Source organism: Desulfofalx alkaliphila DSM 12257, assembly GCF_000711975.1.
Classification (GTDB): domain Bacteria; phylum Bacillota; class Desulfotomaculia; order Desulfotomaculales; family Desulfohalotomaculaceae; genus Desulfofalx; species Desulfofalx alkaliphila.
In genome coordinates, this window is the sequence record NZ_JONT01000012.1 from 41,191 (window position 1) to 60,829 (window position 19,639).

The window sequence follows — 19,639 nt, forward strand, 5'->3', positions numbered from 1 at the left end:
TCATTCTTTTGTTGAATGATTTTTTATGAGGTGATCTAAATGAATACCTTTCCAAAACTTCAGGAGCGTATGGCCGAAGTGGGGGAAGCTGTGCAGTTTCAGCCCGGGCAAAAAATCATTAACCAGCACCAGTCGGCCAATTATTTTTTTGTCATCAAAGCCGGCACTGTGGAAATGTTAAATGAAGAAGCCGAAAAAATACATATTAAATACCTTTCCCAGGGCCAGTGTTTTGGGGAAGTGGAATGTCTGACGGGGGAACCTTACCCCTACTCTGCGGTGGCAGCCAATGAGGTGGACCTATACCGGGCCCCCAGAGATACCTTAATACAACTAACGGCGGAGCTTCCCGAATTCAACAGCTATATTATTAATTCCCTCTGCCAAAAAATAAATATATTCAAGCAGGGCCGTCAGCCCATATCTGTTAGTCAACAAAATAACGGGCTTTTGGACCCGGAACAATTAATTTGTAACAGTGCAGCAATGCGGGCCATAAAAGACAGAGCAGAGTTTCATAAGGAATCCGGCCATCATTTGTTGATAATAGGTGAGAGGGGTGTGGGAAAAAGATTTTTAGCCCGGCACATTCAGCAGGGCAGTGGTTTAGATCCTTTAGTGGAAGTGGAGGCAATGGACCACGGCAGCCTGCTGCAAACAGTTAATGCCGCCCAGGGCGGCACTGTGATTATTCACCGGCCGGAGCTGCTGCCATATAACCTGGCTTACCAATTGGCTGAGGCGGTAGAACTCCAGTCTAAAAAACAAAAGCCGCCCCGGTTTATTCTAAGCTGCCGCCGGGTTAATGCCGCAGTGGATTTAGTTCGCAAGAAGTTGGTTGGCAACGTAACCTACATAGAGATGCCGACCTTGAGGGAACGGAGCGAGGATATACCACAACTTGCAGCCATGTTCCTAAAGCACTATGCCTTAAAGCATAACTTGCGGGTATACTACTTTTCCGACGCTGCCATAAATAAACTGTGCCGCTACAGCTATCTGGACGGCAATGTTGAGCAGCTGGCTAAAATAGTGGAGCGCGCGGTGATACTGTCCAGGGAACCGGTGGTAAGTGAGCAGGATATTGTTTTTAAGGCCCAAACCATTAGAACCACAGAACGGCCCAAAATTGGGTTGGCATTGGGGGCAGGTGCAGTGAGGGGTGTGGCCCACATTGGCGTGGCCAAGGTGCTGTATAAACACAACATACCCATCGACATGATTGCCGGCACCAGCGCCGGGGCGCTGGTGGGCAGTTGTTTAGCTGCAGGGGTGGAACCGGAGAAACTGGAAAAAATAGTGGAAAACATGAGCTGGTCTCGCATAGCCAGCCCACTGTGGCCCAAAAGATCGCTACTGGATAACATCAAATTGGGACAGTACCTAGAGCGGGTTATTGGAAAAAAAGAATTCTGCCAGCTTAACATTCCATTTGTGGCGGTGGCCACGGATGCCTATACCGGGGAAGAGGTGGTGCTTAGTTACGGCAAGGTTTCAGATGCGGTAAGAGCATCCACCGCCATACCGGTGATTTTTAAACCGGTGGAGCTTTACGGGCGTACACTGATGGACGGTGCCCCGGCAAACATGGTTCCGGCCAGCGTATGCAAATCCATGGGGGCAGACATAGTGATAGCGGTATCGGTTAACGACTTTTCCTTTGAAAGCGGGCCGCCGAAAAATATCTACATGTCCGTGCTGCACTACATGGATATGATTATGAAAAAACAGGTGCTGGAAGCAGAGGGTCAGTGGGCAGATGTGTTGGTAAAAGTCAGCAAACCGGGCTTAAGCGGTTACAATTTCAAAGAAGCAAAACAATACATTGAGGCCGGCCAAGAGGCGGCCGAACAGGCAATACCAAGAATTAAAGAACTAATTAACGCCTGGCAGAGATGATTGGCAAGAAAGGGAGTGGATTTTATAGCCGGATTAAGACAAGCCGGGCGGTTAATCAATATCATAATCATACAGGCGGTATTGTTTCATAATGGAAATTAACTTTTGCCCATAGCGGGGATCGGTGGCGTAGCCGCATTTATATAATTGGTGGGCCGCCTCGTCGGCGGTGGCTGCCTCCCGAAAGGGCTTATAGCGGTCCAACATTAATATTCTCTCGTTATCAGCGATAGATTCTTCATAATTGTGGTAACAACGGAACTTAGCCATTTGCTTTACCTTTTTACCTTTAATAAATTCCTCGTGGGGGCACTCAACATAACCGGCCGGCCCTTCGCCCTTTATACCAAACAAATTATAGCTGTATTTTTTTGTCTTCATGTCCTGCGGTACCGTTTTACCCCAACCGCTTTCCAGGGCAGCCTGGGCAATGGTGCAGCTGGCATAAATGCCTGTTCTTTTGTACCGTTCCTGGGCTGCCGGCGCGATTTTCTTAATAAATTCATGAGGATGCAACAAGGTATCACCTTCCTTAAATTGTGCTCTTATACACTATGCTCCGGCATAAAAAGTGGTTACCAATGGCTGCTAAAAACTCTCCTTGTTTACCCAATCGATAAGATCTTTAAAAGTGGTATAGGGTATGGCGGGTACCTTATTTTGCCGGCAGTACTTTAACAAAGCATCCTTGGCAAAAACCACATCGGCATAATGGCAAACACACATATCTGAATATGAGTCCCCCACATAAATGTTTTGATGCCCTTGTTTTTTAAGCCGCTTGTACAATACTTTTTTACAGGTGCCACACTTGCCGCAGCGGGGATTAAAGTGAGTACATTCAATAGAAAACCGGTCAGCCTCGCACAACATTTTATTGGCAAATACAGGCAGGTCGGTTAAGCCATGCCTTTGCAGTATATAATCAATCAACAGGCGGTAGCCGTCACTGATAATGTATAGGGGATAATTATTTGCTTTGCACAGTGCCACAAAATCCACAAAATAGTCGTCGAGCTCGATGGTGTTAAGAAAGGGATAAAGGTCATCAAGGGTGGCGTCAAACAAGGCAAAGGTTTGCTCTGCACAATCTTTGGTGGAGAGCTCCCCCCTTTGCCAGCGGCGGTTTAACTCCTTCCAGCCATCATTGCGGCTGAACTTAACCACCATGGATGCCACCACGTCTTCTTTTGTTACAGTGCCGTCAAAGTCTAAAAAAAACACCCTGCTCATTACTTCCCCTTCTTTATTTAAAATAATCTGGCAGTCAATATCATAACCCATGGTTATACTAACTTACAACCCTGCCGTATTGCACAAGCAAATAGGTGTGTCAGTATTTTGGACAGGCAAATTATAAAAATAGTACAAAAATACCTCTGACACCTGAAGGAACATTTGCTTATTCTGTAGAATACTAATAACTTATCGGAATATATAAACCTATAATATATTAGGAGTGAAATTAAATGGACATCTACGTCGAACCAATTGAAGAAGAACAATTAAAACCCTTATTTACCGATCCAAAGCAGCTGGGTTTTGGCAGTATTTTTACTGACCGCATGTTTACCATGAAGTATAGCAAAGATAAGGGCTGGCATGATGCGAAAATTGAAAAATATAAGCCCTTTTCTTTAGATCCGGCGGCCTGTGTGCTCCACTATTCCCAGGAAATTTTTGAGGGGCTAAAGGCCTACCTTTCAGAAGACGGCAAGGTGCTAATGTTTCGGCCGGAGCAAAACGCCCGCCGTATGAACCGCAGTGCTAAGCGACTATGTATGCCGGAGATTCCCGAAGAATATTTCCTCCAAGGCATGAAAGAGTTGGTGCTGATGGAAAGGCGCTGGATACCCGATGCCCCGGGTACGTCACTTTATATACGTCCCACCCTGCTGGGGGTAGAGCCCTTTTTAGGGGTAAATCCGTCGGCTGAATACTTGTTTTATATCATTCTTTCACCGGTGGGGCCTTACTTTAAGGCAGGCTTTAACCCGGTGAGCATTTATGTGGAAGACAAGCTGGTCAGGGCGGTGGTAGGCGGTGTAGGTGATGTAAAAACCGGCGGAAACTATGCTGCCAGCTTAATGGCCGGTTTAAAGGCCCAGGAAAAAGGTTTTTCCCAGGTACTGTGGCTGGATGCCAAAGAGCAAAGATACATTGAAGAAGTTGGCGCAATGAACATCTTTTTTGTATACCAAGACAAGCTTGTTACCCCACCGCTGACCGGATCGATCTTGCCCGGCATTACCAGGGCATCCATCATTGAAATGGCCAGGGATTTAGGATACCAAGTGGAAGAAAGCCCCATCACCATAGATGAAGCCATCGAAGGCATAACAGAGGGTAGAATTAAAGAGGTATTTGGTTCCGGCACGGCGGCTGTGATTTCCCCGGTGGGTTCACTGTACTATAAAGACAAGAACTATGTTGTAAATAACAATGAGGTTGGCCAAATAACCCGCACCCTTTATAATGGACTGGTGGATATACAGTATGGCAGGGCCGAAGATAAATATGGCTGGGTACATGTATTGGGAAGAAAATAAGTTATATTTTTCTACATTACTAAGGCGCCTGTACCAAGCGCCTTTTTTATTTAGCAATTTGCCAATTTGGTTATAATAATAGTTGAAAATTGTTGTTTATTATGATTAACTGTTAATATTAGCATATTATCGATTGTTTTGGAGGGAACTTTATTGAATTTGCCGGAGCTGCGTATTGGACCTTTGGCGCCTAAATATCCTATAGTACAGGGTGGCATGGCGGTGCGAGTGTCCACATCTTCCTTGGCCGGGGCGGTGGCCAGGGCCGGGGGCATTGGTGTGATTGGGGCCACCGGGATGGATGCCCATGAGTTAAAGAGCGAAATAAAGAAGGCCCGTGCCCTTGCCAATGGGGGAATAATTGGTGTTAACGTCATGTATGCCTCTGCCCAGTTTGCCCAGCTGGTGCAAGCTGCCATTGAGGCAGCCATTGATCTTATATTTACCGGTGCCGGTTTTTCCCGTGATATCTTCCGCTGGGCCAAAGAGTCCGGGGTGCCAATCGTATCCATTGTATCATCGGCCAAGGCTGCCAGGGTTGCTGAGAGATACGGGGCCGCCGCTGTGGTGGCCGAGGGCACCGAGGCCGGCGGGCATTTGGGCACAGATCTGTCGGTAAAAGAAGTGGTGCCTGAAGTTGTAAAGGCGGTTAAGATACCGGTAATTGCTGCCGGGGGAATAGTAACGGGACAAGATATGGCCGATATGGTTAAACTGGGGGCCAGCGGTGTGCAAATGGCCACCCGCTTTGTGCTCAGCGAAGAGTGTTCGGTTGCAGACGAGTTCAAACAAATGTACCTTAATGCAAGTAAAGATGATGTGGTCTTGATAAAAAGCCCGGTAGGCATGCCTGGCAGGGCATTGAAAAATGAGTTTTATAACAACATACAAAGGGGCCAAGCACCGGAACCTGAAGAATGCTTTGCTTGTTTAAAAAACTGTTCCCAGGAGTATTGTATTTTAAAGGCCCTCACCAACACAAGGGACGGCATGGTGCATCAAGGGGTTGTTTTTGCCGGGCAAAATGTTTATAAAATAAAAGACATATTACCGGTACAAGCCATATTTGATAGATTGCTGAAGGAATACCGGGCAGCTAACTGAGGACGCTAAAGGCGTCCTTTTTTCATTATCCGGATCACAGCAGGCTTGTTCGCCTATCATTTCAGCCAAATGGTTCTATACGGGCCCGAATGGTTATTATTTGCTTGTAAATGGGTGTATACAGGTATACACAAGATTAATTGTCATTGGGGGGCCAAATAAGTTAATTCAGCGGCGATTTATTACGCAAATGTGTTTTACTGTGTATTATATTGTATAACACATTGATTATTTTTAAGGAGGCAAATACAATGAATGCTAAAGCAACAGATGCAAATTTGCTGGAGGCCTTCTTTGAGGAGAGGGTATTTAACCCCAGTTCGGAATTTGTAGAACAAGCAAATATAACCGATGCCCGTATATATCAAGATGCCAGTGAAGATTATTTAAATTACTGGGCCCAGGAAGCGGAAAGGCTTGACTGGTTCAACAAGTGGGATCAGATATTGGAGTGGAACCATCCCTTTGCTAAATGGTTTACCGGTGGGAAAATAAATGTATCCTATAACTGTATTGACCGCCACCTAAAAGAACGCAAAAACAAGGCGGCCATTATATTTGAAGGTGAACCCGGCGACTCGCGGATTTTAACCTACCAGGATCTATACCGTGAGGTAACTAAATTTGCCAACGTGCTAAAGGACTTAGGGGTAAAGAAAGGCGACCGTGTATGTATGTACATGCCTATGATACCCGAGCTGCCCATTGCAATGCTGGCCTGTGCACGTATCGGAGCGGTGCACAGTGTTGTTTTCGGCGGTTATGCGCCGGAATCCATAAGGGACAGGGTCAACGATGCCGGAGCCAAAATAGTGATTACCACCGATGGCGGCTACCGCCGCGGTAAGCAATTACCTTTGAAAAAGAATGTAGATACTGCCTTGGATTCTTGCCCCAATGTTGAAAAGGTAATTGTGGTTAAGCGCACCGGCGGTGAGGTAAATATGGTGGAGGGCAGAGACCTGTGGTACCACCAGCTGATGGAAAATGCACCCATTGGATGCCCCGCCGAGCCGATGGATGCAGAGGATATGCTTTTTATACTATATACCAGCGGCACCACTGGAAAACCTAAAGGGGTGGTACATAGTACCGGCGGTTACTTGGTGGGCGCCAGCTCCACCTATAGATATGTGTTTGATATAAAAGAAAACGATATTTACTGGTGTACCGCAGATATCGGTTGGATTACCGGACACAGCTATATTGTTTACGGACCGCTGTCCAACGGTGCAACCACAGTGATGTATGAGGGATCACCGGATTTTCCTGCCCAGGATCGTTTTTGGGCCGTTGTAGAAAAGTATGCCATAACAATACTTTACACTGCACCCACTGCCATTAGATTATTTATGAAGTGGGGAGAAGAGTGGCCGGCAGGCCGTGATTTATCCAGTTTAAGGCTTTTAGGTTCTGTGGGCGAGCCCATCAACCCGGAAGCCTGGATGTGGTATCATAAAAATATCGGCGGCGGACGCTGCCCCATTGTGGACACCTGGTGGCAGACCGAAACCGGTCAAATACTGATTAGTCCCCTGCCGGGCATTACGCCAGCCAAGCCGGGTTCGGCAACGCTGCCGCTTCCCGGTATTGAGGTGGACGTTGTGGATGCCCAGGGATTTTCGGTGCCCAACGGCCAAAGCGGCTTTTTGGTAATTAAAAAGCCTTGGCCCGCCATGCTCCGCACCGTTTATAATGACCCACAGCGTTATATAGATCAGTACTGGAGCCGTTTTGAGGGAGTTTATTTCACAGGGGACGGTGCCAGACGGGATAAAGACGGTTATATTTGGATAATGGGTCGTGTGGACGACGTAATTAACGTATCCGGTCACCGCATTGGCACCATGGAAGTAGAAAGTGCCCTGGTTGAGCACCCTGCGGTGGCTGAAGCAGCGGTAATAGGTAAGGATCACCAACTGAAGGGGCAGGCGGTTTCGGCCTTTGTTACCCTAAAGGATAATGTTACCTATGATGAACAACTGGTTAACGAGTTAAAGGCCTATGTGGCTAAAAAAATAGGTGGTTTGGCCCGACCCGACGATATCTTCTTCACAGCGGAACTGCCTAAAACCCGCAGTGGAAAAATTATGAGAAGGCTGTTGCGGGACATTGCAGAGGGCCGTGCATTGGGTGACACCTCCGCCCTGGCTAACCCAGACGTGGTGTCCGGTCTAAAAGAAAAATATGCAGAATAAAACCACAAGTCTTAACTGTATAGGAAAATCCGAGGCTAAGCCTCGGATTTTCTAACTATCGGGCAGTGTATACATATGCCGCTTTATTATTATGTAAAGGAAAATAGTTTTTAATGTAGAATAGTAAAATTGAGAAAATTGTGTCTGTTTCTTAATATATATAACGGAGGGTATATTTTTGCAGTTTAAAAACAAGGTGCCAAAGGAAATATTTTGGATATTTTTAATGATGCAACTGATTATGCTGGCAGTGGCACTGATAGTTACCCGGCGTTGGGAGCTGACTTTAATTATAGTGTTGGGCAATGCCCTATTAGTGTATTTGGTGATACTTTATCCCCACTTTAACCGCTTATCACGGGTTAGGATAGATTCCAAATCCTTCGATCGCAGTTTGCAGATTGCTAACGTCACCTTGCCTTTTTTACGCCGGGGCCTAAATCAGGAAACAGCCCAACAGACAGCGGAAATTATTCAGGAGATCAGTGATGTGCCGGCGGTGGCATTGACTGACCGCCAGCAGGTGTTATCTTTTATTGGTGCCGGTTGTGAGCGGCATCCACCCGGTGGATCTATTATTACCAATGCCACCAAGGAGGTTATTGCTTCCGGCAGGCTGAAAATAGTAGAGAAAAAACAAGATTTTAACTGCCCTTACCAAGACCAATGTGACTGCCCCTTGGAATCTGCAGTTATTGCACCGCTAATATGCAAAGGAGAGGTAATGGGCACCATTAAATTGTACCAGACTAAGGAAGGTGAAGTGCCCACCAATTTGGTTAAACTGGCGGTGGGCATTGCTCAGTTGTTGGGGGTACAGATGGAATTGGCAGAGCTGGATCGGCAGACACAGCTGGTGACAAAGGCCGAGTTGGATGCACTGCAGGCACAAATTAACCCCCACTTTCTGTTTAATACCTTAAATACCATTAGTATGTTTATACGCACCGATCCCGAAACTGCCAGGCGGCTATTACAAAGGTTGGCGGCTTTTTTCCGCCATTCACTAAAACGCCGCGGGCACCTGGTAACCTTTGAGGAGGAGCTGGAATACCTGCACCACTATCTGGTTTTGGAAAAGGCCCGTTTCCGGGAAAAACTGCGGATTAAAAAGGAAATAGACAGTGAGGTGCTGAAGTATAAAATTCCGGTGCTGACCTTACAGCCGCTGGTGGAAAACTCCATTCGCCACGGCATTACGCCCAAGGTGGAGGAGGGTACCGTAAAACTGACAGCCAAAATATCCGATGGCGAAATACACATTGCCGTTCACGATGACGGGGTGGGGATTCAGCCCGAAATGTTGTCTAAGGTACTGAAGCCCGGATTTGGTTCCGGCAGCGGGGTCGGTTTAAGTAATGTTCATGAAAGATTAAAAATATTATTTGGTGAGGAGTACGGTATTACCATAACCAGTACACCCGGCAAAGGAACTTCGGTATTTGTACGAATACCCTTACTGCTTGAAATATCTGAGAAAGGGGGAGAAGTCAATGAAATTGAGAGCGTTAATAGTCGATGACGAATACCCCGCTCGGCAGGAACTGCGCTATCTCTTAAGTGGATTTGACAATGTTGAAATTGTGGGTGAAGCCACAAATGCCAATGAGGCATTGGCACTAATAAAGGCTTTGGACTATCACCTGCTGTTTTTAGATATTTCCATGCCCGGAATGAATGGATTGGAGTTGGGAGAGGTAATACAGCAATTGCCCAAACGTCCCCAGGTGATATTTGTCAGTGCCTACGATGAACATGCTTTAAAGGCCTTTGAGGTTAATGCGGTGGACTATATATTAAAGCCGGTGGAGGAACAGCGGTTGCGCAGGGCGGTGGAAAAGGTATGGAAGGCATGTCAGGATTGTGATCAGGACGGCAGTGCCCGGCAGGGGAATGCAGTGGCGGAGAGGAAAAAGTCTAACACCGGTAAAGAAATAAAAATTGATCGCATACCGGCTGAGAAAATGGGCAAAACAATGCTGGTGGACATGGCGGACATTTTCTATGCCTTTACTGAAAAGGATTATGTATATATCAAAACCAACAATGACAAACTGCTCACTAAGTTTACCTTGAAAGAGTTAGAGGCCAGGCTTAATCCGGCCATGTTTTTTAGAACCCATCGCTGTTATTTGGTAAATTTGCATAAGGTAAAGGAAATTATACCTTTTTTTAACGGGACCTACAACCTCCTGTTGGAAGATGAATCCTGCAGTGAAGTGCCCGTTTCCAGGGCCCAGGCTAAGAAGCTAAGAAAGATATTAGGCTTTTGACGGAACAGGATAAATATATTTAACAATAAAAAAACCCCCTGGGATATTGACTTTGCCTATCCCAGGGGATACTTTTTATTAGAGTAGGATATTTTTTCTGACAAGGGAATGATGAATTCATTGTTAACGGGTGTTGGTACAGATATTATTGAGATTGAACGTATAGCCGGTGCTGCTAAAAACCCTCGATTTTTAGAGCGAATTTTTACCCGGCAGGAGCAAGAGTACTGCTTGGCCCGTAAAAATCCTTACCCTTGTTTGGCTGGCCGCTTTGCTGCCAAAGAAGCGGTGCTAAAGGCCTTGGGTACGGGTTTGGCCGGGTGCAGGTTTGTTGATGTGGAAATATTGACAGCAGCCCAAGGGGGGCCGCCCAAGGTAAAACTTTATGGAGGGGCCCGCCAAGCAGCCCTAAAACAGGGGGTCAGTGGGGTGCTGCTCAGTATTTCCCATGATAAGGAACGTGCTGTGGCCTTTGCTGTGGCAGTAAAGGAGTGATGCTTGATGAGGGTGGTAACCGCTGCGGAAATGAGAGATATTGACCGGACTGCCATTGAACAGTATGGCATCCCGGGTGTTGTGCTCATGGAAAACGCCGGTATCAAGGTGGTGGAAGCGGTTTGTGAACAGTTGGGCGGCTGTGTTAAGGGCAGAGTAGTTACCATATTTGTTGGCAAAGGTAATAACGGCGGAGACGGCCTGGTGGTGGCCCGGCACCTGTTAAACAAAGGTGCCGATGTACGGGTCTTGATGGTGGCAGACCCTGAGCAGCTGGTGGGTGATGCAGCCCTAAACCTAAACATTTGGCACAAAATGGGGCAGAAGGTATACCCGGTGCATCAGCCCAATGGCATAAACATGGTTAAGGTTTCCTTAATGAGCACCGATCTTGTGGTGGATGCCATGTATGGTACCGGCTTCAGGGGTGCTGTAAGTGAAAAAATTGGCCGCATTATTGATTTAATTAATGCCAGCGGCCTGCCGGTGATTGCAGTGGATATACCTTCGGGCTTGGAGGCGGATACAGGGCAGATTAAGGGCCCTTGTATCCGGGCAAATGTGACAGTTACCTTTGGGCTGCCCAAGTTGGGAATGGTGTTGGAAGCTGGAGTAGCTGTTACCGGTGAGATGGTGGTGGCCGATATTTCCCTGCCTAAGCCGCTCTTGGCGGGAAGAAAAATGAATCTGCTGCAAAGAAATAGGGTGCGGCAGTGGATACCCCGGCGCAGGTTGGCAGCCCATAAGGGGAACTTCGGTCGGGTGCTGGTGGTGGCCGGCTCGGTGGGCATGGGGGGTGCTGCCCTGCTTACTGCCACTGCCTGCCTAAGAAGCGGTGCGGGCTTGGTTACCCTGGCCATGCCGGAGCAATTACATGACGGAATAGTTGGTGCGGCGCCCGAGGTAATGACGCTGCCTTTGCCCCAGGAGAACGGTGTGTTAACGGCAAAGGCCTTAGGCGCCCTTGTGGATAAATTGAAATTTATGGACGTATTGGCTGTGGGGCCCGGTTTAACCCGGCGGGATGAAGCTGTGGACCTGGTGCACCAGTTACTGCCCCATGTCAATATACCGGTGGTTATAGATGCAGACGGGCTTAATGCTGTGGCTAAAGATCTTGCTGTCCTGGAGCGGGTTGCCGGTCCGGTGGTGTTAACCCCGCACCCCGGCGAAATGGCCCGCCTATTAGGTGTGACAGTGGATGAGGTGCAGCAAAATCGCATATCTCTCACCAGGCAGTGTGCGGAAAAATGGGCCTGTACAGTGTTGCTGAAGGGGGCGCGAACCCTGGTAGCAACCCCCCAGGGTGAAATTTATATTAATCCCACCGGAAACCCGGGCATGGCCACCGCCGGCAGTGGGGATGTGCTTACCGGCGTTATTGCTGCCTTAATGGCCCAGGGTCTGCCGCCGGCTGAGGCAGCTGCGGCCGGAGCTTATTTACACGGCATGGCCGGTGATTACGGGGCTTTGCAGTTGGGCATGACCGGACTGACGGCAGGCGATATATTAGAAAACTTGCCCCGGTGCATAAAGGAAGTTGAAGATTATTAGTTTAGGAGACTGATCTATGTCATTGTATCCCATTTGGGCGGAAGTGAATTTAGCGGCAATTGCTCATAACATAGGTGAAGTGTGTAGAGTGATCAAGCCCGGTACCAAGGTGATGGTGGCTGTTAAGGCAAACGGCTACGGCCATGGGGCGGTGGAAGTGGCGAAAACTGCCCTGCGCAGTGGGGCAGACAGCCTTGCGGTGGCCCGGGTCAATGAGGCACTGGAACTGCGCAGCCATGATATTGACTGCCCGATACTGGTATTGGGCTACATTCCGTCGGAACAATACCCGGAAGTAATTAATCATAATATTACCCCAACCCTGTATTCCGTTGAATCTGCACAAAAACTAAACCAAATTGCCCTGCAAGAGGGGCAAAGGGTGAAGGTGCATATTAAAGTTGACACCGGTATGGCCCGGTTAGGGTTTATTCCGGAGGAGGAAACTGTAAAAGAAATAAAGCAGTTGCTTGAGCTGCCAATGTTACAGGCTGAAGGTATATATACACACTTTGCCGATGCTGACAACAATGATAAAAGTTATACCCATATGCAGTTTGCCAGGTTTATGGACTTTTTAGACCGGCTGCATGGGGAGGGAATAGACTTTGAAATTCGCCATGCAGCCAACAGTGCAGCCATAATAGATCTTCCGGAAACGCACCTGGATATGGTACGCCCGGGAATAATGGTCTATGGTCTTTACCCCTCCCCCCATGTTAACACAGACAGGGTAAAACTAAGACCGGCCATGACCTTAAAAACAAGGGTCGGGCATGTTAAGGAAGTGGATGCGGGCACCTTTGTCAGTTATGGGTGCAGCTACTGCACGCCACATAAAACCACACTTGCAACGCTGCCGGTGGGTTATGCCGACGGCTTCACCAGAATGCTAACAAAGGGTGAGGTCTTAATCCATGGGGTGCGGGCGCCGGTGGTGGGCACCATTTGCATGGATCAGTGCATGGTTGATGTGGGCCACATAAAGGGTGTAAAACCCGGCGATGAGGTGGCGGTGTTTGGCGGTGAACAAAGGGATGCCATTCCGGTGGAAGAAGTGGCTAATAAACTTGGCACCATCAATTATGAAGTAATATGCATGGTGACGGCCCGGGTACCGCGGCTGTATATACACGCCTAAGGGGTGATATAATGGCCCGACGGCCAATGGCGGCGGGGATTTCGGTATGCCCGTTCAGGAATACTGGCACTGCTAAAATGATGGCGGTAAATGGTAGAAGGATTGCGGGATGTGAAACATATAACTATCATCATTTGTCAACTTGCAGCGAAATAACCAGAAATACTGGGAGAGATAAGGAACTTTACCACTCAAAAAGAAGGCTTATAATAAAATCTTTTAAAAAAACACCCCCACTATCATTCACATGACAGCATTTTTGTCATGGCTGTACTAAAATTTACATAGGTCATGCAAAGCTATTAATTTTGTCGCAGTGATGACAAATATTAATGGGCAGGCAGTAGAATAGTTTTACATAGGGAAAGTTGCAACTAATATTAATCCCTAATACCATAGAATTGAGGTGATAGGTGGATTAAAGACTTAATTACATTAGTATATTATAATAAAATCTTAGTTTTTTAGTTTTTTGCTTGTCTTGATTATTACTTACTTAAGAATGTGGGGTGTTTATTTTGGGTCAGACACAACTAGCCAAACAACAAACTAGCTTGGTAGATACCGTCATTAAATCTATACCCGGACTAATTTTAGTGGCCCTGGTGGGTTACGGGGCAGTTCAAGCAGACGGCTGGATGTCAGCCAACGCCAAATCCGTTAAAAGTGCCTTGAGCTTGAACTACGTTTTCATAGCTATCCTTGCCGGTATGCTAATTAGAAATACTGTGGGTGTGCCCACTGTATTTGAACCCGGTTTAAAATACTCAACAATTTTTACCAAAACCGGTATCGTAATTATGGGTACTAAATACACTTGGGCCAGCTTGGTTCAGGTGGGTGCCGTAAGTATGGTTTTCATCGCAGTATTTTTATTCGGTACAGTATGGGTATTATTCAAGTTTATGCCTAAGTTTAAGCTGTCTGATAAATTGGGCGGCTGTTTAGCAGCAGGTTTTTCAATTTGTGGTGTTTCTGCCACCGTTGCCACCGGTCCTGCCATTCGGGCCAAGGGGCAAGAAATGGCTTACGCCATTGCAGCTATCTTAATCTTTGGTTTGGGAATGCTGTTTATACTGCCACCCATTGGTAAATTAATCGGTTTAACAGATGTGGAATTTGGTGCCTGGGCCGGTGTGGCCATTGTAAACTCCGCTCAGGTGTTGGCAGCAGGTTTTGCCTTTGGTGAAGAGGCCGGTTTAGTGGCCGGTATCTATAACATGGGTAGGGTCGTTCTGTTACCCCTGGTTGTACTATATATTGTAATGCACGTATTGGGTCGTGAGTCCAAAGAAGCCGGTGAAATCAATAAAACCCAGTTTGTTATGGATAAGTTTCCCGTGTTTGTGTTGGCGTTCTTAGCTCTAATGGCGCTGAACACTGCCGGTGCATTTAGCCCTGAGGAACTTAAAACTGCATCTAAGCTTATGGATTACGCCTTTACACTGGGCTTTGCCAGTATTGGTTTAACCACCCGGTTTAGTGATATGAAGGCCGCAGGTAAAGACGGTTTGATTCTCGGCTTCATGGTAGCTTTAATTAAAGCTGTTCTTGCCCTGGCGGTTATCAAACTGATTTTACCCCTATAATGATTAGCTGAGCAGGAGGTGCCATTGATGACTGAAGAGAAAAAAAATGCTACCGTTGTAAATAACAGTGTAGATGAAGATAACAAAAAGGCTCTCGAAGAAGCTAGGGCAGCGGACAGAAAGGTGCGCAGACAGGATTATGCGGTAATAATTTTGGGCTGTTCGCTGGTTTTACTGGCTAAGCTTTTCTCATAAGTATAAAATGTAGGTTACCGGGAGAAACAAATGGCAGGTAGAAGTTGAGCTTCGCCTGCCATTTGTATATCAATTTTTGACACTTGCTGATAACGGAGGATAAAGCCATGTATAAAAATATATTGCTGGCCATGCATGGGGAAGAGGTTAACTTTGATCAGCTTATTAAACAAACCTTGTATTTGGTGGAAAGGTCCCAATGCAAGATTACCTTGCTCAATGTTATAGAAACCAATTTAATTCACTACGGGGAGGTGGATACGCTTCTCACTGCCACTGCAAAACAGCGGTTTATTGACTACATAAATGAAATTGGTAGGGAACAATCCCAAAAGGTGCTGCAAGCCTTTACAGAGTCAGCCTCCCAGAAAGGCATTCAGTTCAATTGGAAAACCAGAGAGGGCAAGCCCGCCGATGAAATAATAAAAGAATTAAAGGAGAACAACTATGATCTTGTGGTGTTAGGCACTAAAGAACCCGGCCCGGGAAATACCTCCAGCCGGGTAAAGGAAAGACTGGCCAAAGATCACCTCTGCACAGTATTAATGGTAAAATAGATGATAAATCAAAGAGACGACGCAGTTCCAGCAAAAGGGCCATGGCAAGGAGGGTTTTAAAAAGAGCAAGGAGAAGTAAGTAAAAAGCCAGATCTTTTTCTGCCCAATGGACAATATAATAAATATAGAATAGTTATGTGAGGTGCTTTCGTTGAACGGCAGACCCCAAATACATATTGAGACACCAAAGGAAGAAAAGGATAAATTAATTAAATGGTACGGCTGGATTACCATTTTAGTAATATGTATTACGCCCCTTGTGCTGGTGTTTTTACCTTTATTGATGTTAAATACCAGCAAAATCAATAAAATGTTAAAAGAATCCCGGGTGCCGGAAGTTGACTGGCTGTCTGGCAGGGCACAAGAGGTAAACTTTGGATTAAAAAATGAAGACGGTGTAGATTCAGTGCAGGGTGAAATAATTGTGCAGGATGAAGAAGGACAATTGATAAAATGTACCTTTCTAAAGTATGTGGGTAAAGATACTAAAATACTGCCGGAGATCAAAGAATCCAACCTATTGGAAATAACTGGAAAAATGGACAAAGAAGACAAGGTCTTTTTAATTAGAAATGTCAGAGTTGTAGAAACGGAAAAAGTATACACCACAGAACCGGTCTTATCAGTTTATTAAAAACCAACTAGTTGCAGGCAGCTGCCCAACTAGGTTGGTTTTTGTTTTTAAAGCAAGGCTGTCAGAGGCTTTGCTCTCCTATATGGCTGGGATTTAGGAATAGGTTGTAAACGGGGGAGGTTATTTTGAAAGGTGTATTTAGAACATCGGTTGATAAAGCAGACTTTAAATACACACTCATAATTATAACGGCTCTACTGTTTTTTGTGGGAGCAGTGTATTTAAGTACCAATGTAATGGTGGAAAATAGGTATCAAAAAGCCGTGGCTAGGCTAAAGGAAGAAAAATGGGAAGAGGCAGCATTAATTTTAAGCCACATGCCCAACCATAAGGACGGAGAAATACTAAAAAGATATGCCCTGGCAAGGGATGAAATGGAATTTAAAAGCCAACCTGAGCTTGTTGAAACGGGCTATGTCACCGTGCTAAGACTTCTATATGAAATCCCGGATCACTATCAGGGGGACTTCAAAGAAGACATAGACAGACTAAAAGTGCTGGTATTGGCAAAGAGGGAGCAGGCCATTAAAGAAGGGGCCGTTCAACCCCACTTTTTATATTTCGATGATAGCTCTGTGCAAAAGGTGTATGCTGTTCGCCTTGGAGATAAAGATTTATTCTATGAGAGAAGTTACCTTGTACCCAACTTTGAAGTGCTTGACTAAGGGCATATCCGGCCCTATTCCTTTGGCTTTGTCACCGTCTGTCTATTGCAGTAATTGCTTGGCTTGAGACTAACTTCACTGGAGCAGTGCTACACCGGCTGTATAAACTGTTTTCCCTTGGTTTATGTTGACAGACAAGGGCAGTTAAGTTTATTATTAACTAAAATTTCCGGGGGGCTGCTGCAGTGAAACTATTTGCCATTAGTGACGTGCATTTATCCTTTGATGCTCCAGTGGACCCTAATAATTGGGATGCTGTGACGGCCTATAAGCCGATGGATGAATGCAGCATAGAGTGGAAAGAACACTATAAAGAATTATATTATAACTGGTGTGATATGGTGGGCGATGAAGACGTGGTACTGATGCCCGGTGATATATCCTGGGCCACTAAGTTGAACCAAACGGTACATGATATGAATTATTTAGGGATGCTGCCGGGACTGATTATTGCTGTGCCCGGAAATCACGATTATTGGTGGCAAAGTCTCACTAAAGTACGTGCAGCACTGCCCGCCAACATGCAGGTTATTCAAAACGACCACATTATTTTAGACAACATTGCCATATGCGGCACCAGGGGGTGGGTGTGCCCCAATAACGGCGGTGGCTTCACTGAACATGACGAGAAGATTTATAAACGGGAAATCATTAGACTGGAAAACTCGCTGAGCAGTGTAAAACAGCCAGTGGAAGAAATAATAGTGCTGATGCACTATATGCCCACCAACGAAAAGCATGAACGGTCAGGATTTATCGAAGTGCTGGAAAAATACAAGGTCAGCACTGTATTGTACGGCCATCTACATTCCCGCGCTCAAAGGTATCGTTTGCCGGACACCGCCTGGGGAATTAATTTTCACCTTGTAAGTGCGGATTATGTTAAGTTTACACCGGTGCTGATTCGAGATACAAATCTTTAAATATATAATGCCCCGGCAGAGGCAGTGGGCAAATGTTGCCCTTTGGCAGTTATGGAGGCGGTGTTGTATAATAAATAGATGAAAAAGAAGTGGTATTATGTTTACATACTACGTTGCTGCGACAATTCACTTTACACCGGGTACACCGTAGATATTGAGCATCGACTGCGGGAACACAATGAGGGTCGGGGCAGTAAATATGTACGCTCGCGGCTGCCTGCAGTATTGGTGTATTATGAAATTTATCCCAGTAAAGAATCGGCCATGGCCAGGGAAGTGGAGTTAAAAAAACTCCCCCGAAAAAAGAAACTGCAGTTAATAAGGCAGTATTAATTACGGATTTGGAGGACTATTTAACATGCATTACATAAGCACTAGGGGACAAACCGAGCCGGTGGTTTCAGCACAGGCAATAAAGCAGGGCATTGCGCCCGATGGGGGCTTATTTGTACCGGAGCGCAAGGTGTCAGTGGACCTTAACCAACTGCATAAAATGGTGGGTGCCGGCTATGCAGAGGTGGCTGAGCAAATTCTATCTCTCTACCTTGTGGACTATACCCCCGAAGAAGTGGCCCAATGTGTACAGGGTGCTTACGGGGAAGGAAAATTTGATCACCGGGACATAGCACCGGTTTACTCGCTCAATGAAAACCTGCATGTGTTGGAGCTGTGGCATGGGCCTACCTGTGCCTTTAAGGATATGGCACTACAGATACTACCCCATTTGTTAACTAAGGCTGCCCAGAAAACCGGAGAAAAGGACGAAATAGTAATCTTGGTGGCCACCTCCGGAGATACCGGGAAAGCGGCATTGGAGGGTTTTAAAGATGTGCCGGGAACAAAAATAATTGTTTTCTTCCCCCAAGAAGGTGTCAGCCAGGTGCAGCGGCTGCAAATGATCACCCAGGCCGGCAATAATGTCTGGGTGGTGGCGGTGCAGGGCAACTTTGATGATGCCCAAAGCGGTGTAAAACAAGTATTTGGTGACCTTGAATTTAACCAAAGGCTGGCCCAAAGGCACTATAAACTGTCATCGGCCAACTCCATTAATTGGGGACGCTTAGTGCCCCAGGTGGTATACTACTTTTCTTCATACCTAAAACTGGTGGAGAAAAAACAGTTGGCAATGGGCGAACCCGTCAACTTTGTGGTGCCCACCGGCAACTTTGGCAACATTCTCGCGGGCTACTACGCCAGGCAAATGGGTTTACCGGTAAAACGATTAATTTGTGCCGCCAATGCCAACAATGTACTTACCCACTTTATTGGCACCGGGATATATGACCGTAACAGGGAATTTTTAAAAACAATATCCCCCTCCATGGACATATTAATTTCCAGCAATTTAGAAAGGCTGCTGTTTGAACTTACAGACGGTGACGGGGCCCAGGTGCGCAAGTGGATGGGGCAATTAAAAGATACAGGTAAATATCAGGTGGATGACATTACCAAACAAAGGGTGCAAGACATTTTCTGGTCTGCACACGCATCCGACAGGGATACCTTAGAAACAATTGCAGAGGTTTGGCACCGCCATAACTACCTGGTGGATACTCACACCGCAGTGGCTTTTAGGGTCTACAATGATTATAAAGAGCAAACGGGCGATACCACAAAAACCGTCATTGCCTCCACTGCCAGCCCCTTTAAGTTTAACACCAGTGTTGCGGAGGCGGTTTTGGGTAAAGAGAAGGTGATTGATAAAAGTGAGTTTGCCTTGCTTGATGCCCTGTCCAAGCATACCGGCTGGCAAATTCCTGCGGGATTAAGGAACTTAGACCAAAAAGAAATACTGCACAAAAAAATAACGGCCAAAGACGGCATTGGTACCGCTGTGGCCGATATTCTAGAGGCAGATTAAAA

The 19,639-nt window shown here is 46.4% G+C and carries 20 protein-coding genes; 17 read left to right on the forward strand and 3 right to left on the reverse strand.

Annotated features, from left to right (window positions below):
• The first annotated feature begins 39 nt into the window (after positions 1-39).
• The gene (locus tag BR02_RS14800) at positions 40-1,899 is read left to right on the forward strand and encodes a patatin-like phospholipase family protein (RefSeq protein WP_051688215.1); all 1,860 of its coding nucleotides are present in this window, start codon (positions 40-42) and stop codon (positions 1,897-1,899) included.
• 51 nt (positions 1,900-1,950) lie between these two features.
• On the opposite strand, the gene BR02_RS0107900 is transcribed toward BR02_RS14800, so the two are convergent.
• Together BR02_RS0107900 and BR02_RS0107905 are read right to left on the reverse strand one after the other, a co-directional pair.
• The gene (locus BR02_RS0107900) at positions 1,951-2,418 is read right to left on the reverse strand and encodes a glycoside hydrolase family 73 protein (RefSeq protein ID WP_051688216.1); all 468 of its coding nucleotides are present in this window, start codon (positions 2,416-2,418) and stop codon (positions 1,951-1,953) included.
• A gap of 69 nt (positions 2,419-2,487) precedes the next feature.
• A complete protein-coding gene (locus tag BR02_RS0107905; RefSeq protein ID WP_051688217.1) occupies positions 2,488-3,183 on the reverse strand; it encodes an MtnX-like HAD-IB family phosphatase in 696 nt (231 codons plus the stop codon).
• Positions 3,184-3,368: 185 nt separating this feature from the next.
• On the opposite strand from BR02_RS0107905, the gene BR02_RS0107910 reads away from it, so the two are divergent.
• The 8 genes from BR02_RS0107910 to alr all read left to right on the forward strand — a co-directional run bounded on the left by BR02_RS0107910 (position 3,369) and on the right by alr (position 13,213).
• On the forward strand, positions 3,369-4,448 hold the full coding sequence (locus BR02_RS0107910) for a branched-chain amino acid aminotransferase (protein ID WP_031515921.1): 1,080 nt from the start codon (positions 3,369-3,371) through the stop codon (positions 4,446-4,448).
• A 153-nt stretch (positions 4,449-4,601) separates the two neighbouring features.
• Complete coding sequence (locus BR02_RS0107915) at positions 4,602-5,552, forward strand: NAD(P)H-dependent flavin oxidoreductase (RefSeq protein WP_031515923.1); 951 nt, start codon at positions 4,602-4,604, stop codon at positions 5,550-5,552.
• A gap of 251 nt (positions 5,553-5,803) precedes the next feature.
• Complete coding sequence (gene acs / locus BR02_RS0107920; protein WP_031515925.1) at positions 5,804-7,750, forward strand: acetate--CoA ligase; 1,947 nt, start codon at positions 5,804-5,806, stop codon at positions 7,748-7,750.
• A 241-nt stretch (positions 7,751-7,991) separates the two neighbouring features.
• On the forward strand, positions 7,992-9,272 hold the full coding sequence (locus tag BR02_RS0107925; RefSeq protein ID WP_420795387.1) for a histidine kinase: 1,281 nt from the start codon (positions 7,992-7,994) through the stop codon (positions 9,270-9,272).
• Positions 9,244-10,023 (forward strand): LytR/AlgR family response regulator transcription factor, encoded by a 780-nt coding sequence (locus tag BR02_RS0107930; protein ID WP_031515929.1) that lies wholly within the window; start codon positions 9,244-9,246, stop codon positions 10,021-10,023. Before BR02_RS0107925 ends, BR02_RS0107930 begins: the two co-directional genes overlap by 29 nt.
• 120 nt (positions 10,024-10,143) lie before the next feature.
• Complete coding sequence (acpS, locus tag BR02_RS0107935; protein ID WP_031515931.1) at positions 10,144-10,518, forward strand: holo-ACP synthase; 375 nt, start codon at positions 10,144-10,146, stop codon at positions 10,516-10,518.
• Positions 10,519-10,524: 6 nt separating this feature from the next.
• Complete coding sequence (locus BR02_RS0107940; protein ID WP_031515933.1) at positions 10,525-12,072, forward strand: bifunctional ADP-dependent NAD(P)H-hydrate dehydratase/NAD(P)H-hydrate epimerase; 1,548 nt, start codon at positions 10,525-10,527, stop codon at positions 12,070-12,072.
• A 16-nt stretch (positions 12,073-12,088) separates the two neighbouring features.
• Positions 12,089-13,213 (forward strand): alanine racemase, encoded by a 1,125-nt coding sequence (alr, locus tag BR02_RS0107945; protein ID WP_031515934.1) that lies wholly within the window; start codon positions 12,089-12,091, stop codon positions 13,211-13,213.
• On the opposite strand, the gene BR02_RS15630 is transcribed toward alr, so the two are convergent.
• Entirely contained in the window at positions 13,210-13,347 is a 138-nt protein-coding gene (locus BR02_RS15630; RefSeq protein ID WP_169738589.1) for a hypothetical protein, read from the reverse strand. The genes alr and BR02_RS15630 overlap by 4 nt on opposite strands.
• 375 nt (positions 13,348-13,722) lie before the next feature.
• Between BR02_RS15630 and BR02_RS0107950 the strand changes: the two genes are divergently transcribed.
• The 8 genes from BR02_RS0107950 (at position 13,723) to thrC (ending at position 19,637) form a co-directional block, all read left to right on the forward strand.
• Positions 13,723-14,802: a YeiH family protein gene (locus tag BR02_RS0107950; RefSeq protein WP_238442430.1), complete on the forward strand. Its 1,080-nt coding sequence runs from the start codon at positions 13,723-13,725 to the stop codon at positions 14,800-14,802.
• Positions 14,803-14,829: 27 nt separating this feature from the next.
• Complete coding sequence (locus tag BR02_RS15435; protein WP_157834944.1) at positions 14,830-14,997, forward strand: hypothetical protein; 168 nt, start codon at positions 14,830-14,832, stop codon at positions 14,995-14,997.
• Between the two features lie 107 nt (positions 14,998-15,104).
• Complete coding sequence (locus BR02_RS0107960; protein ID WP_031515938.1) at positions 15,105-15,554, forward strand: universal stress protein; 450 nt, start codon at positions 15,105-15,107, stop codon at positions 15,552-15,554.
• Positions 15,555-15,705: 151 nt separating this feature from the next.
• Positions 15,706-16,188: a hypothetical protein gene (locus BR02_RS0107965; protein ID WP_051688218.1), complete on the forward strand. Its 483-nt coding sequence runs from the start codon at positions 15,706-15,708 to the stop codon at positions 16,186-16,188.
• 125 nt (positions 16,189-16,313) lie between these two features.
• Positions 16,314-16,853, forward strand: coding sequence for a hypothetical protein (locus BR02_RS0107970; RefSeq protein ID WP_031515942.1), 540 nt, complete (start codon positions 16,314-16,316; stop codon positions 16,851-16,853).
• Positions 16,854-17,038: 185 nt separating this feature from the next.
• Entirely contained in the window at positions 17,039-17,776 is a 738-nt protein-coding gene (locus BR02_RS0107975) for a metallophosphoesterase (protein ID WP_031515944.1), read from the forward strand.
• Between the two features lie 78 nt (positions 17,777-17,854).
• A complete protein-coding gene (locus BR02_RS0107980) occupies positions 17,855-18,109 on the forward strand; it encodes a GIY-YIG nuclease family protein (RefSeq protein ID WP_031515946.1) in 255 nt (84 codons plus the stop codon).
• Between the two features lie 25 nt (positions 18,110-18,134).
• A complete protein-coding gene (gene thrC, locus BR02_RS0107985; RefSeq protein WP_031515949.1) occupies positions 18,135-19,637 on the forward strand; it encodes a threonine synthase in 1,503 nt (500 codons plus the stop codon).
• The last annotated feature ends 2 nt before the right edge of the window (positions 19,638-19,639 follow it).

Coding starts and splice junctions, on each gene's coding strand:
- BR02_RS0107960 (WP_031515938.1), top strand. CDS start 15,105: ATGTATAAAAATATATTGCTGGCCATGCATGGGGAAGAGGTTAACTTT.
- BR02_RS0107940 (WP_031515933.1), top strand. CDS start 10,525: ATGAGGGTGGTAACCGCTGCGGAAATGAGAGATATTGACCGGACTGCC.
- BR02_RS0107905 (WP_051688217.1), bottom strand. CDS start 3,183: ATGGGTTATGATATTGACTGCCAGATTATTTTAAATAAAGAAGGGGAA.
- alr (WP_031515934.1), top strand. CDS start 12,089: ATGTCATTGTATCCCATTTGGGCGGAAGTGAATTTAGCGGCAATTGCT.
- BR02_RS15630 (WP_169738589.1), bottom strand. CDS start 13,347: ATGATGATAGTTATATGTTTCACATCCCGCAATCCTTCTACCATTTAC.
- thrC (WP_031515949.1), top strand. CDS start 18,135: ATGCATTACATAAGCACTAGGGGACAAACCGAGCCGGTGGTTTCAGCA.
- BR02_RS15435 (WP_157834944.1), top strand. CDS start 14,830: ATGACTGAAGAGAAAAAAAATGCTACCGTTGTAAATAACAGTGTAGAT.
- BR02_RS14800 (WP_051688215.1), top strand. CDS start 40: ATGAATACCTTTCCAAAACTTCAGGAGCGTATGGCCGAAGTGGGGGAA.
- acs (WP_031515925.1), top strand. CDS start 5,804: ATGAATGCTAAAGCAACAGATGCAAATTTGCTGGAGGCCTTCTTTGAG.
- BR02_RS0107980 (WP_031515946.1), top strand. CDS start 17,855: ATGAAAAAGAAGTGGTATTATGTTTACATACTACGTTGCTGCGACAAT.
- BR02_RS0107925 (WP_420795387.1), top strand. CDS start 7,992: ATGCTGGCAGTGGCACTGATAGTTACCCGGCGTTGGGAGCTGACTTTA.
- BR02_RS0107910 (WP_031515921.1), top strand. CDS start 3,369: ATGGACATCTACGTCGAACCAATTGAAGAAGAACAATTAAAACCCTTA.
- BR02_RS0107930 (WP_031515929.1), top strand. CDS start 9,244: ATGAAATTGAGAGCGTTAATAGTCGATGACGAATACCCCGCTCGGCAG.